Source organism: Halomonas sp. NYA30 (assembly GCF_976980765.1).
Genome location: NZ_OZ334477.1, coordinates 1,957,828 through 1,971,308, shown reverse-complemented (window position 1 = coordinate 1,971,308; position 13,481 = coordinate 1,957,828). Strand labels below are relative to the sequence as shown.

The window sequence follows — 13,481 nt, the reverse complement described above, 5'->3', positions numbered from 1 at the left end:
ATGAAATCACGTGCAGCAGTTGCCTTCGGGCCTGGAAAGCCACTGGAAATCGTCGAGATCGACGTCGAGCCGCCGCGCAAGGGCGAGGTGCTTGTCAGGATCACGAATACCGGCGTTTGCCATACCGACGCCTTCACCCTGTCGGGCGAGGACCCGGAAGGCGTGTTCCCGGCGGTGCTGGGCCATGAGGGGGCCGGCATCGTGGTCGAGGTCGGCGAGGGCGTGACCTCGGTCAAGCCGGGTGACCACGTGATCCCGCTGTACACCGCCGAGTGCGGTGAGTGCCTGTTCTGCAAGAGCGGCAAGACCAACCTGTGCGTGGCGGTGCGCGCCACCCAAGGCAAGGGCGTGATGCCCGATGGCACTACCCGCTTCAGCTACAACGGCCAGCCGATATACCACTACATGGGCTGCTCGACCTTCTCCGAATACACCGTGGTGGCCGAGGTCTCGCTGGCCAAGATCAACCCGGACGCCAATCCCGAGCATGTTTGCCTGCTGGGTTGCGGTGTGACCACCGGCATCGGCGCTGTTCACAACACGGCCAAGGTTCAGCCGGGTGACTCTGTGGCCATCTTCGGCCTCGGCGGTATCGGGCTCGCTGCGATTCAGGGGGCACGCCAGGCCAAGGCAGGTCGCATCATCGCCATCGACACCAATCCAGCGAAGTTCGAGCTGGCTCGTACCTTCGGCGCGACCGAATGCCTCAACCCGAAGGACTTCGACAAGCCGATTCACGAGGTTCTCATCGAGATGACCGGTTGGGGTGTCGATCACACCTTCGAGTGCATCGGCAACGTCAACGTGATGCGCTCGGCACTGGAAGCAGCACATCGTGGCTGGGGCCAGTCGATCGTCATCGGCGTGGCTGGTGCAGGCAAGGAAATTTCGACGCGCCCGTTCCAGTTGATCACCGGTCGCACCTGGAAGGGCTCGGCTTTCGGCGGGGTCAAGGGCCGCACTCAACTTCCCGGCATGGTGGAGGACGCAATGAAAGGCGAGATCGATCTCGCCCCGTTCGTCACCCACACCATGGGCCTCGACGACATCAACAAGGCCTTCGACCTGATGCATGAAGGCAAGTCGATTCGCACGGTGATCCACTACTGACCGCCCACTACCCATTCAACACCAACCACCAAGGAAATTAATCATGTCCACTCCTGTCATTTCTGGCGATGGCATCTTTTCGCACATCTTTATCGGCGCTGCCGACCTTCAGAAGTCGGTCGCGTTCTACGACGCCGCTCTGGGTGCTCTTGGCATCAAGAACCTCGGTCCTTTCAACAACGGATGGGTACTTTTCGGTCGCGAAAAGCCGGCTTTCATCATCGCCCGCCCGGGCAATGGTGAAGCGCCTTCCAGCAACGGCGTGACGATCGGCTTTGCGGCCGCCACTCCCGCTGAAGTGGATGCCTTCCACGCCGCCGGCCTTGCCGCAGGCGGCACTGACGAGGGCCAGCCTGGCGCACGTGGTCACCTGCCGGGTGCCTATGCGGCCTACCTGCGTGATCCGGCGGGCAACAAGATCTGCTCGTACACCTTCGTCTGAAAGCAAGGAAGCTGAGAGCGTTCTGACAGGGTCAGCACAAGCCTCTATTATACGGTGAGCCTGTTAGACGGACTGTGTAACGCGGTGCCTGCTCATGAAGATCGGCCCGCAGCCATGTGCGAAACACATGGCTGCGGGCATTTGTTTTGAAGCGTGCTTTTCAACCAATGAGAAATGAGGTCGTTATGAAAGAGCCGGCCAATATCAATACGATGACCGTACAACCCACCCCAACCGCCACCGTGTACGGCATGCCGGCTTATGCCGATCGTGCTGCAGCCGTGGGTGAAGTGCATGCGCGCCCGCATCTGTTGCTTGAGGCCCCCCGCGGTATATTGCAGCTCGCTTTCATGACCGAAGGTGACCAGACCAGGGATCAGATGGCGATGAGCGAGTTGTCTCATCGCTTGGGCGTTGCCGAGCCCGACCACGCTACGCCGCTACACGGCATGACATGGGATGAGGGAGACCTTCACTGTGAAAAGCACACCGAGTTCTCCACGTATCTCTGGTGCGCTTCGCTGGATTCCAAGACGGGAGAGCCTTGCGGAGAAAATCCCTTCAAACATGGATTTGTTCCTCCGGGCCCGGTCATATCCGGCATCCGCTTGAGACTTCTTCCGTGGATACCAGAAACGGAGAAGGAGGCTGATCGCTTCGATCCTGCCAGCCTGTGCTACTCGCTGGTAGAGAACGGCTCTGCCGCCATCTTGACCGACTTCCGACAGGATGAGGATGGCCTGACGCAGATCCTCATCCTTGCTCGTGATTTGACCCCGGCGCGGGCAGGTGCGCTGGCTCAACTTCTATTGGAGATCGAGACGTACCGTACCTTGGCGTTGCTGTCTCTGCCGTTGACGCGATCGATGACGTCGGAGCTGCGACACATGGAGTCGCGGCTTGCTGCGATCACTGACGAGATGTGTACGAATTTGGTAGAACGCCGCGATAGCGACGTGCTGCTTTCCGAATTGACAGGTCTGGCCGCCGAACTGGAAGCTGGCATCGCGGCAAATCTCTATCGCTTCGGCGCCAGCCGTGCCTACTACGAGATCGTCGAGGAAAGGCTGGCTGCGCTTTCAGAAGTGGCCGTATCCGGATACAGCACCTGGGCGGATTTCCTGCAGCGTCGCATCGCTCCAGCCATGCGGGAGTGCCAATCCGTAAAGGAGCGCCAGGCCAAGCTCTCCGACAAACTGACCCGAGCCATCGCGTTGCTGCGTTCGTGGATCGACGTCGAACTTGAACGCCAGAACCGCGATCTGCTGGCTTCGATGAATAACCGGGCCAAGTTGCAATTGCGCCTTCAGCAAACCGTCGAAGGCCTGTCGGTCGCGGCAATTTCTTATTACGTCGTGAGTCTTCTCGGCTACCTGCTCAAGGGCATTCCGCTCGTTCACGACAGCGTGGCGCAGGTGATGGCGGTTCTGGTACCTGCGGTGATGCTGACGATCTGGTGGATCGTCCGCAGGATAAGACACGCCCACAGCGACACGGCGGCGGAAGAGAAACCTTCCTGACGAGCTGCCGTCCTGGCACGGGATAGCTGCGCCGTCCGTTTGAACAGAGGAGAACAACATGCCAAGCAATTCTTTCGGTGAATCCTCTTGTACCGCTGCGGCCAGCGGCCTCGTGCAGGTGCGTGGCGCGCGTGAGAACAACCTCAAAGAGGTGGACGTCTCTATCCCGCGGAATGCGCTGGTGGTGTTCTCGGGTGTCTCCGGCTCCGGGAAGTCCTCGCTGGCCTTCGGCACCATCTATGCTGAGGCGCAGCGACGCTACTTTGAGTCGGTGGCCCCCTATGCACGGCGCCTGATCGACCAGGCGGGCGTGCCGGACGTAGATGCGATCGACGGCCTGCCACCAGCGGTGGCGCTGCAGCAGCAGCGGGGGGCCAGCAATGCGCGTTCCTCCGTGGGCAGTGTGACCACCCTGTCCAGCCTGGTGCGGATGATGTATTCGCGCGCCGGCGCCTATCCCGCCAACCAGCCGATGCTCTACGCCGAGGATTTTTCGCCGAACACGCCGCAGGGGGCGTGCCCGACCTGCCACGGCTTGGGTCATGTGTACGAGGTGACCGAGGCGAACATGGTGCCCGACCCCTCCCTGAGCATCCGTGAGCGGGCGATTGCTTCCTGGCCACCCGCCTGGCAGGGCCAGAACCTGCGCGACATCCTGGTCAGCATGGGCTACGACGTTGACCGGCCGTGGAAGGACCTGCCAAAAAAGGATCGCGACTGGATTCTGTTCACCGAGGAAACACCAACGGTGCCGGTGTACGCCGGTTTCACGCCTGCCGAAACCCGCACCGCGCTCAAACGCAAGATGGAGCCGAGCTACATGGGCACCTTCACCGGCGCCCGGCGGTATGTGTTGCACACCTTTGCCAATACCCAGAGCGCGCTGATGAGAAAGCGCGTATCCCGGTTCATGGAGGGCAAACCGTGCCCTACCTGCCACGGCAAGAGGCTCAAGCCCGAAGCGCTGTCGGTTACCTTCGCTGGGGTGGACATCGGCGCGTTTATGCAGATGCCGCTGGACCACTTGGCGGCATTGCTCGAACCCATCGCACAGGGCGATTTCCGCGCCCATGCAGCGGGTGCGGCTACAGACAAGGAATCGACCCGGCGCGAGCGTGCCGAACGCGCTGCCACCGGCCATGCGGTCCATGCGGTATCGCCCGACGTGCGCCATACCTCCGCGCTGTCGGAAGAAAAGCGCCTCGCCGCGCAGCGCCTGGCTGGAGGCGTGATGGCGCGCCTGCACCAACTGCGCGAGCTAGGCCTGGGCTACCTGACGCTGGACCGGGCCACGCCGACGCTTTCGGCCGGCGAGTTGCAACGCTTGCGGTTGGCCACGCAATTAAGTTCCCTGCTGTTCGGCGTCGTGTACGTACTCGACGAACCCTCGGCGGGCCTGCATCCCTCCGACAGCCAGGCCCTGTACGATGCACTCGACCGGCTGCGCGACGCGGGCAACTCGGTGTTTGTGGTGGAGCACGACCTGGACCTGATGCGCCGCGCGCAATGGCTCGTGGATGTCGGGCCGGATGCCGGGGAGCGTGGCGGCCGCGTGCTCTACAGCGGCGAGCCGGATGGGCTGCGCAAGATTGCCGAATCGCGTACTGCACGTTACCTGTTCGACGAAATTCCCGCACCCGGAAGCCGAGCACGCGAAGCAACCGGCTGGTTGGAGCTGCAGGGCATCCACCGCCATAACCTGCATGGCGTGGATGCGCGCATTCCGCTGGGCGTGCTGACAGCCGTTACCGGCATCTCTGGCTCCGGCAAATCCAGCCTCATCGCGCAGGCCCTGCCGGAATTGGTGCTGCTGCACCTGGGCCACGAGCCTGAAGACGATGCCGCCGAAAGCGCCACCAGCGAAGGGCCGGCAGTGGTCGAAGCGACCGGCGGCCATCTGGCGGGCGACGTGGACGCCATACAGCGCCAGGTGCAGGTAGACCAGAAGCCGATCGGGCGCACGCCGCGGTCGAACCTGGCTACCTACACGGGTCTGTTCGACCATGTGCGCAAGCTGTTCGCCGCCACGCCCGATGCCCGACGCCGCCGCTATGATGCCGGACGGTTCTCGTTCAACGTCGCCAAGGGGCGCTGCGAGACTTGCGAGGGCGAGGGTTTCGTTAGCGTGGAACTGCTGTTCATGCCCAGCGTGTACGCGCCGTGCCCGGCCTGCCATGGCGCGCGCTACAACGAGGCCACGCTGAAGGTGCAGTGGAACGGGCGCAACATCGCCGAGGTGCTGCAGATGACCGTGGACGAGGCCAGCGAATTCTTCGCGGGTGAAGACGCGGTGGCAAGGCCCCTGCAACTGCTGCGCGACATCGGACTGGGCTATCTGCCCCTGGGGCAACCGGCCACCGAGCTTTCCGGTGGCGAGGCGCAGCGCATCAAGCTGGCGACCGAGCTTCAGCGCAGCCAGCGCGGCCGAAGCCTGTACGTGCTCGACGAGCCGACCACCGGGCTGCACGCCTCGGATGCCGACCGGCTGCTGGTGCAGTTGCAGCGCCTGGTCGATGCCGGCAATACCGTAGTGATGATCGAGCACGACATGCGTGCGGTGGCCCAAGCCGACTGGGTGATCGACGTAGGGCCAGGCGCGGGCGCTGCCGGCGGCAGCATCGTGGTGGCGGGCTCCCCTCAGCAGGTGGCCCGAAAGTCTGGCAGCCGAACCGCTCCGTTCCTGGCACGGGAGTTAGCGCGGGCCGAGTAGCTTAGTTCGCCAAATGTTCAGGCCATTTGGATGCTTGCGACAATTAGGATGACCTGTTGATGACAACTATCTTGGCTAGTTGAGCGGCGTTTTTTAAGTTAGTTGTCACCATTGACCGTTTTAAGCGGCCTTTTTTTCTATCTGTTTAGTCTGCTGTTTTTCAGGATTCAGCGTTGTCGGTCCCACTGGTGTGCAGTTCCTAACCTCGCGGTTTCCCCAACGACTTGGGTTAGCTGCTTTAGCGGCTTCAATTCGTTCTTTGCATTGAGCCAGTATCGCAACATCCTGCCCTGTATGGCGCTGATGTGGCATGACGAACCGCAACTTACTGTGCTTATGCTCGTAGTTGTACCACCGCGTAAACTTCAGCACCCATCCCCTTGCTTCATCAAGGCTTTTAAAGCCTGCTGATGGCCAGTCCGGCCGATATTTGCAGGTTCGGAACAGTGACTCTGCAAACGGATTATCGGAGTTATTGTCAAATCTGGTGTACGGACATCAGGCCACGTTCCTGTCTGATTGATCCTGTACTTGTTCGCCGTCCTTGAACTTCACGTTGTTGACCACGAGAGTCAGCAGATTAAATCCTTTGATCCGCTTCCAGTTCTTCTGGGCTGACTCCAGCAGCTTGTAGACCATCGCCAGCGTGGTCTCTCGCGAGCCGCAGTTTCGCGCTCGTTTGGTTCTCAGCCGGACAGTCGCGAACGTGGATTCGATCGGATTGGTTGTCCGGATGTGAACCCAATGCTCTGCCGGGAAGTCGTAGAACGCCAGCAGTTCTTCCCGATCCTTGCGCAGGCGCTCCATGGCACCAGGATACTTCGACTCGAAGCGAACCAGCGCCCGGTCAAAGGCTTTGTGTGCCTCGTCCTGTGTCTCTGCCATCCATATATCATGCAGTGCCGCCTTCACCTTGGGTTGAACGGACTTCGGCAGTGCAGACAGGATATTGGCTGTCTTGTGCACCCAGCAGCGCTGATGACGGGTATCGGGGTAACACTTGGCCACTGCTTTCCAGAACCCAAGAGCACCGTCACCGACCGCCAGCTTAGGACTTGTCGTCAGGCCTCGCTCACGCAGGCCCAGCAGCAGCTCTGACCAACTGGCTTCTGACTCGCGAAAGCCGTCCTCAACGGCGACCAGCTCCTTGCGGCCGTGCTCTGTGACGCCGATGATCACCAGCAGGCAGAGGCGATTATCCATGCGTACGTTGCTGTAGATGCCATCCGCCCACCAGTACACATACCGCTTCTGGCTAAGATCACGCTGACACCAGCCGCGGTGCTCGTCAATCCAGTGCTGCTTCAACCGACTGATGGTATTGGCGGAAAGCCCCTTGGCCTGATCGCCCAGCAACGCGGACAGCGCATCCTGGTAATCGCCCGTACTCACGCCCTTCAGATACAGCCAGGGCAGCAGCTCTTCGACACTCCGGGCGCGCTTCAGGTACGGCGGCAACAGAGAGCTGTTGAAGCGGACGCCGGAACCGCTACGATCCCTGACCTTCGGCACCTTGATCTCGACATCGCCGGTACCCGTCTGGACCGTGCGCTCTGGCAAATAGCCATTGCGCACCACGGCCTTGCGGCCATCCGGCAGTCGATGTTCAGCATGCTGCTCCAGTAACACCTGAAGTTCAGCTTCTACGGCCTAAGCGATCAGTTCGCGGGCACCGTTGCGCAGCAACTCTGTCAGCGGATCTGTCACCTGTTCTTCTGGTTGTGAAAGAGCTCTCAGGGTAGACTTGGTCATGGCGTATCACCTTCTGTTGATTGAGATCTTGGTCGTGATCAATCAACAGGATACGCCATCCACCTATCTCCTCGTACACCAGAAATCATCATAACTCCAAGGACATAACTGATGACTGACTACTTTGTTCAGGCGTTTATATACCTGGTGGCTGCGGTCATCGCGGTGCCGCTGGCCAGGCGGCTCGGACATCTGCCTCGGGGCCTGAATCATGAGGTGTGGGCGTGCATGCACTTCGTTCACGGCCGCCGCCCTATCGGCATAGGCCGGCATTCCATACACGGTGTCGGTTGAGGCCGGCTGACCGTTCGGATTGTGGGTCGACTCGGCCATAATGACCTCAGGTTGACGGGTAAAGGAAATACAGAGTGGAACTCTAGTAACACTATAGCCCACTACGCGAAGGTAAACCCAGTGAGCGATTACAACGCGACGTAACATTTGCCAAAGAACAGGGTCAAGGCAGGGAAAGTTCCCGTCTGATGGCCTATACTTGGTAGTGAAGAAACCCACACTAGCTATCGCGACTCCACGGTGACACCACTCTGGACGCGCTCAGCGGATCGGGAGGTGTTTCTTGCAGCGCACGACTGATATGCCCGACAGCATTACCACGACGCTCACCTATCTGGTCAAGCACGACGCGAAGCCCTATGTGCATACCGAAGCCCTGACCGGTGAAAGTGAACCGCGCTACTTTGCAGAACAGGAGGAGCGCGATGTCACGATATACAACGGCCGACCACTGGTAGACAGCCTATCTTTGGACAAGCAGGGGTTCGAACTTCATCGGCGGGATACGGTGGTCGACGACCTTTACGACGATACGTTGGTGGAAAGCGTCTACTACGCCGAAGTCGAGGCTTTGATCAAAGAACTGACGGGGGCGAGCCGGGTCGTCATCTTCGACCACACCCGGCGTAGCGATGCCGAGCAACGGGGCATTCGCGGCCCGGCCAGCCGCGTGCATAATGACTACACCGAGCGCTCGGGGCTTGAACGTATCCGCGACGTGCTGGGCAGCGAACAGGCCGACGCGCTGGCAGCGGTGCCAGTGGCTCAGATCAACCTCTGGCGCCCGATAAGCGGGCCCGTCAAGCGTTCGCCGCTGGCCCTGCTGGACGCATCGACGCTCGACCCCGATGACCTGCTGGCCACCGACCTGGTCTACCCGGATCGTATCGGTGAGATCTACCACTTGGCCTACAATCCGCGCCAGCGCTGGTACTATTTTCCGGACATGCGCCGTGACGAAGCCTTGCTAATCAAAGGGTATGACTCACGCCACGACGGCCGTGCCCGCTTCACTCCCCATACCGCCTTCCAGGACCCCCATACGCCGCCAGGAGCCCCGCCTCGCGAGAGTATCGAGGTTCGCACCCTGGCCTTCTTCGGTTAGGTGTTGACCACCTGGCGACGGCCTCCTCCGTACAGTATCTGACCGGCTTATGTCGACATGGCGAAGTCAGGTAAAACGAATTGCCCGATTTCCTCAATCACCTCACCGGCGGGGCGTTGGCCGTATTTCAAATTGATAATCACATGGTTTACGCCGATCTTCTGCAAACTGTGGAGCAGCGCAATAAGGTGATGCCGTCCCAGTTGATACCCCAAGTGGATCGGCCGTGGGGGTGTCTGCGGGTTATCTGTCAGGTCGAGGTAAAGTGACTGGGTGAAGGGTTTGAACAGCTCGCCACATTCATCACGAACCGCCGTGCGCCAGCTCTCGACAACCGCTTGCTGGGCCTTCGGGGGTCGCGGATAACTGATCCACCCATGACTGTAGCGGGCGATCCACTCCAGCGTCTGGCGGCTATGGCCGGTCACGAAGAATGGAATTTCCGCTGTGGTTGGCTTGGGAATCAGATCAGCTCCTTGAAGCGTGCCGCCGGACCAGGTTATAGGTACGAAACTGCTGCGCTGAACCTCGCGAAATACCTTGAGGTATTCGCGGAAGAGGCTGCCGCGTTGCTCCGGGTCGACACCGAATGCTGGGAACTCTACTGGACGGTCACCGGAAGCCACGCCGAGTAACAGACGGCCACCACTGAGCTGATCAACACTCGTTGCGGCCTTGGCAGTGTGTAGGGGATTACGGATTGGCAGGATGACCGAGGCGGTACCCAGCGCAATCGAGCGAGTGTGTGCTGCCATAAAACCCAGGTAGACCCAGGGATCGAACACCTGACCGGAATCACCGAAGCTGGGATCGCGTAACGGCACGTCGCGAAACCAGAGGGCAGAGAAACCCAATTGTTCGGCAAGTTGGGCCAAGCTTACCTGGTTGGCCATAGTTGGCATATCGCCGGTAAAGGCTTCGAGAGGGAAGAAAAGGCCCAGGCTCAGGCGGCCTTGGCGATAGGTGCGCTGAAAGCCAGCTTGTTGCTGATAGGGAATGGAATTCGGAGTAAACATGCCCTTTCCTCCATTTATTCCCGCTGCAAGGCCGCGGGATACAGCGGTACAGTCGAGTGCGACAAGCCTACCCGACCCGGGTTGATACTCACTGAGCATCATGGTGTCATGATTCGCGCGCACCTCACTCTCGTAACGACCCTCCCGCTAGCCTCTTCACTATTCGCGCTTCTGCCTCCCCTCCTGCTCTCGCACCAGCCAGTAGATTGCGCCGAGAGCCAGAATCGCCGCGCTCAGCCCCAGCAGAGTCATGGGGTCGATCTTTGTGGCATCGAGGATAATGAACCTTCGAACCAGAGCGAGGAGCGCAATTAGCAGGACGGTCTTGATTTGCACGATACTATTCTGACGCTCGGCTATACTCAGCACGGAATGATTGAATTCCAGGGCAATCAGTAACGTCATGACCATGCCGAAGACCACTTGGAAGACAGATTGGTTGGCAGGATCGACAACACCAAGCACAATCAGCGTGAGGATGCGCCAGGTCAGATGGACGAGAGCCACCGCGACCACGAGACTGAGCAGCAGCGTGAGAATTATCGCCACAATCTGCTCGAAGCGCTGGTAGTAGGACATGTTCGGCCAAGCAAGGCGTGTCTCTGAGAACCGTCCAGCGAGTGCGGAACCTACGCGGCGCGACCTACTACCGCCACCCCCTTGTAGGGGCTTTCCTCTGGACATGTATCATGCCCTCCTGTCCGCCGCCCGCGCGGCTTCGTCACTCCGGTTCGGTGGCAGGCACCTTTGTTTCCTTCTCCCAATGGATTTCACCTCGATCCTTGTCGTAGATGAAGCGCAGGCTATCGCCTTCCTCTATGTCGCCGCGCAATACGGCACTCGCAAGGCGCGTCTCGATCAGGGATCGGATCTGGCGACGAAGTTCGCGCGCACCGAACTCTGGCCGGTAGCCGACATCCGCCAAATGGTCGATGAGCGAGTCGTCGAACTCCACCGTCAAGCCCTGTCCGTGCGCGATACGCTTCACGCGCTCGAGCTGCATACCTACGATGTCACGGATCTGTTTGCGGTCGAGTGCGTGGAATACAATGATCTCATCGATGCGGTTGATGAACTCCGGGCGGAGATAACGACGGAGCACGTTCAACAGTTCCGACTTCAATTCCGCGGCGTCCTTGCGCTCGTCCTCCGGGGCCTCGAGGTTTTCCCGGATGAGATCAGAACCGATATTGCTTGTGGCTATTATGATGGTATTGGTGAAGTCCACCACACGCCCCTTGCCATCAGTGAGCCGCCCATCCTCGAAGACCTGCAGCAACACATTCTGGACATCCATGTGTGCTTTCTCGAACTCGTCAAGCAGAACGACGCTGTACGGCTTTCTGCGTACCCTTTCGGTAAGCTGCCCCCCTCCTCGAACCCGACGTACCCGGGAGGCGCCCCAATAAGGCGCGCGACCGTGTGCCGCTCCATGTACTCGCTCATGTCAACGCGGATCATCGCCTCCTCATCACCAAATACTGTTTCCGCAAGGGCTTTGGTCAGCTCTGTCTTTCCCACGCCCGTGGGTCCGAGAAAGAAGAAGGTTGCGATGGGACGGCGACGGTCGCCCAGCCCGGCGCGAGACAAACGCACGGCATCGGATATGGCTCTTACTGCCTCGTCCTGACCGACGACCCGCTGATGCAGACGCTGTTCCATCTCCATCAGCCTGGTGCGCTCCTCCGTGGTGAGCTCTGCCACCGGAACGCCGGTCAGGCGCGAAACGATCTGTGCCACATCCTCGACGCCCACCTGGTTAGCGCTAGTGCTCCGGGTCGTGTTCCATTCCTCCAGGCCTTGGTCATAGTCGCCCTGGTGTTCTTCGATACGAGCTTCCAGCGCGCTCGCGCGCTCGAAATTCTTGCGGTTGGATGCGTAGTCACGCTCACGCCGCAGCTGGTCGATCTGTGCACCGAGCTCGTGAAGCTCCGGCGGCCGCGAAGTGCCACCGATTCGTACCCGGGCAGCCGCCTGATCTATCAGGTCAATGGCCTTATCCGGCAGGAACCGGTTGGTGACGTAGCGGTCGGCCATCTCCACTGCAGCGACAATCGCCTCGTCGGTGATCGTCACCTTGTGATGAGCCTCCAGTCGATCCCTGAGCCCCCTTAGTATATTGATGGTCTGGTCAATCGTTGGTTCGGCGACGAACACCGGTTGCAGCCGCCGCTCTAGCGCTGCGTCTTTTTCAATGTGCTTCTGGTATTCGGCCAGCGTGGTCGCCCCGACCAAATGCAGTTCGCCACGCGCCAGTTGGGGCTTGAGGGTATTCGCGACGTCCAGCCCGCCTTCGCCCCCGGTCGATCCGGCGCCGACAATGGTGTGCAGCTCGTCGATGAACAGCACAATCTCGTTTTGGTGGGACGTAATCTCGTCGAGGACTTGTTTGATCCGCTCCTCGAATTGACCACGATATTGGGAACCCGCCACCAGCGAATTGATGTTTAGCTCAACCACCCGTTTGTTCTGCAACAGGTCCGGCACTTCGTTGTGAACAATTCGCTGCGCCAGCCCTTCGACGATGGCGGTCTTGCCGACGCCCGGTTCACCGATAAGAACGGGGTTGTTCTTGCGGCGCCGGGAAAGAACCTCGATCAGGGTCTCGACCTCGGCCGCTCGCCCGATCACCGGGTCCAGCTTGTCCTCGTTAGCCAATGCCGTAAGATCCCGACTGTACTTGTCCAGGGTGGGCGTGTCGCTTTGCTCCGGCAGTCGCCCCTCCTGTGCCCCCTTTCCGACCACCTGCACAGCCTTCTGCCGAAGACCGTGTGCTGAGAGGCCATAACGGTTCAGCAAGTCGCTGGCCAGCCCCTCCTCCTCGGACAGACCGATCAGAAGGTGTTCGGGACCAATATAGCCATGCCCGAGGTCTCTCGACGCCTGGAAGGCGCGCTGTAGCGCGGCTTTCACTCGTGGGGAAACGCCGATCTTTGTAGGCCCGTCCGTTTCAGGTTCGCTCGCAGCTTTGGGTGTCAGTTGCTCAATCTGGGCCTTGAGGTCCTTGGCCGATAGCTGGTATCGCTTGAGGAGCGCTTGCACCACATCGTTATCGGCCAGCGCGTAAAGCAGGTGGCTGGTATCAATCAGCTGCGAACCCCACTCCGTCGCTGTAGCCGCGGCTTGCTGCAGAATCTGCTCGCTTTGCTCGCTAAGTAAGTCACCGAGGGCGACCGATTCGCTATCCTGCGGCCGACCGTTCTCTCGGCTGGCGACCCTGCCAAAGCCGAAATCCTCGTCTCGCGCCAGCCGCTCGAAGAAATCGTCGGCGAGCAGCCCGCTTCCAAATAGGGATTCAAACGGAGAGGCACTTCGTGCTCTCAGGCGCAAATAATCCGTTTGGCATACGTTGAGAGTGCGTCTGCGTCCGGCCTGTGAAACGGTTACCTGCAGAGCCGCAGGGCGTTGTTGGCAGATATCGCATGATATTTGCTGCGATTTTTCTGGACTCTTGTTCATGATCCCTCCTTTGTACCGTTGTATGGCTTACAACAGTCATATAGGAACCGCTAAGCCTTGGAGAAGAGGCGGA

8 protein-coding genes and 3 pseudogenes are annotated in these 13,481 nt (G+C 60.0%); 6 read left to right on the top strand and 5 right to left on the bottom strand.

What is annotated here, in order from left to right; all coding sequences use genetic code 11:
• The 4 genes from ACWI0H_RS08980 to ACWI0H_RS08965 all read left to right on the top strand — a co-directional run bounded on the left by ACWI0H_RS08980 (window position 1) and on the right by ACWI0H_RS08965 (window position 5,782).
• Window positions 1-1,110, top strand: coding sequence for an S-(hydroxymethyl)glutathione dehydrogenase/class III alcohol dehydrogenase (locus ACWI0H_RS08980; protein ID WP_003291553.1), 1,110 nt, complete (start codon window positions 1-3; stop codon window positions 1,108-1,110).
• Window positions 1,111-1,153: 43 nt separating this feature from the next.
• On the top strand, window positions 1,154-1,552 hold the full coding sequence (locus ACWI0H_RS08975; protein ID WP_101146948.1) for a VOC family protein: 399 nt from the start codon (window positions 1,154-1,156) through the stop codon (window positions 1,550-1,552).
• A 185-nt stretch (window positions 1,553-1,737) separates the two neighbouring features.
• On the top strand, window positions 1,738-3,072 hold the full coding sequence (locus ACWI0H_RS08970) for a DUF3422 family protein (protein ID WP_101146949.1): 1,335 nt from the start codon (window positions 1,738-1,740) through the stop codon (window positions 3,070-3,072).
• Between the two features lie 58 nt (window positions 3,073-3,130).
• Window positions 3,131-5,782, top strand: coding sequence for an excinuclease ABC subunit UvrA (locus tag ACWI0H_RS08965; RefSeq protein ID WP_101146950.1), 2,652 nt, complete (start codon window positions 3,131-3,133; stop codon window positions 5,780-5,782).
• Window positions 5,783-5,902: 120 nt separating this feature from the next.
• Here the strand turns inward: ACWI0H_RS08965 and ACWI0H_RS08960 are convergent.
• Both ACWI0H_RS08960 and ACWI0H_RS08955 read right to left on the bottom strand, forming a co-directional pair.
• Window positions 5,903-6,256, bottom strand: a pseudogene (locus tag ACWI0H_RS08960) (integrase core domain-containing protein); the annotation flags it as partial.
• 24 nt (window positions 6,257-6,280) lie between these two features.
• A pseudogene (locus ACWI0H_RS08955) lies at window positions 6,281-7,534 on the bottom strand (IS256 family transposase).
• Between the two features lie 111 nt (window positions 7,535-7,645).
• On the opposite strand from ACWI0H_RS08955, the gene ACWI0H_RS08950 reads away from it, so the two are divergent.
• Together ACWI0H_RS08950 and ACWI0H_RS08945 are read left to right on the top strand one after the other, a co-directional pair.
• Window positions 7,646-7,828, top strand: a complete 183-nt coding sequence (locus ACWI0H_RS08950; protein ID WP_485875931.1) for a hypothetical protein — start codon at window positions 7,646-7,648, stop codon at window positions 7,826-7,828.
• A 283-nt stretch (window positions 7,829-8,111) separates the two neighbouring features.
• Window positions 8,112-8,933, top strand: a complete 822-nt coding sequence (locus tag ACWI0H_RS08945; protein ID WP_485875930.1) for a CmcJ/NvfI family oxidoreductase — start codon at window positions 8,112-8,114, stop codon at window positions 8,931-8,933.
• A 47-nt stretch (window positions 8,934-8,980) separates the two neighbouring features.
• Here ACWI0H_RS08945 and ACWI0H_RS08940 read toward each other — a convergent pair whose 3' ends face one another.
• The 3 genes and pseudogenes from ACWI0H_RS08940 to ACWI0H_RS08930 form a co-directional block, all read right to left on the bottom strand.
• The gene (locus ACWI0H_RS08940; protein ID WP_101146953.1) at window positions 8,981-9,949 is read right to left on the bottom strand and encodes an LLM class oxidoreductase; all 969 of its coding nucleotides are present in this window, start codon (window positions 9,947-9,949) and stop codon (window positions 8,981-8,983) included.
• Between the two features lie 159 nt (window positions 9,950-10,108).
• Window positions 10,109-10,528: a phosphate-starvation-inducible PsiE family protein gene (locus ACWI0H_RS08935; protein ID WP_101147050.1), complete on the bottom strand. Its 420-nt coding sequence runs from the start codon at window positions 10,526-10,528 to the stop codon at window positions 10,109-10,111.
• Between the two features lie 142 nt (window positions 10,529-10,670).
• Window positions 10,671-13,408, bottom strand: a pseudogene (locus ACWI0H_RS08930) (ATP-dependent Clp protease ATP-binding subunit).
• Window positions 13,409-13,481 lie beyond the last annotated feature (73 nt).

Bases quoted from the DNA above. Each gene is read 5' to 3' on its own strand.
- ACWI0H_RS08980 (WP_003291553.1), top strand. From the start codon at position 1: ATGAAATCACGTGCAGCAGTTGCCTTCGGGCCTGGAAAGCCACTGGAA.
- ACWI0H_RS08975 (WP_101146948.1), top strand. From the start codon at position 1,154: ATGTCCACTCCTGTCATTTCTGGCGATGGCATCTTTTCGCACATCTTT.
- ACWI0H_RS08970 (WP_101146949.1), top strand. From the start codon at position 1,738: ATGAAAGAGCCGGCCAATATCAATACGATGACCGTACAACCCACCCCA.
- ACWI0H_RS08965 (WP_101146950.1), top strand. From the start codon at position 3,131: ATGCCAAGCAATTCTTTCGGTGAATCCTCTTGTACCGCTGCGGCCAGC.
- ACWI0H_RS08950 (WP_485875931.1), top strand. From the start codon at position 7,646: ATGACTGACTACTTTGTTCAGGCGTTTATATACCTGGTGGCTGCGGTC.
- ACWI0H_RS08940 (WP_101146953.1), bottom strand. From the start codon at position 9,949: ATGTTTACTCCGAATTCCATTCCCTATCAGCAACAAGCTGGCTTTCAG.
- ACWI0H_RS08935 (WP_101147050.1), bottom strand. From the start codon at position 10,528: ATGTCCTACTACCAGCGCTTCGAGCAGATTGTGGCGATAATTCTCACG.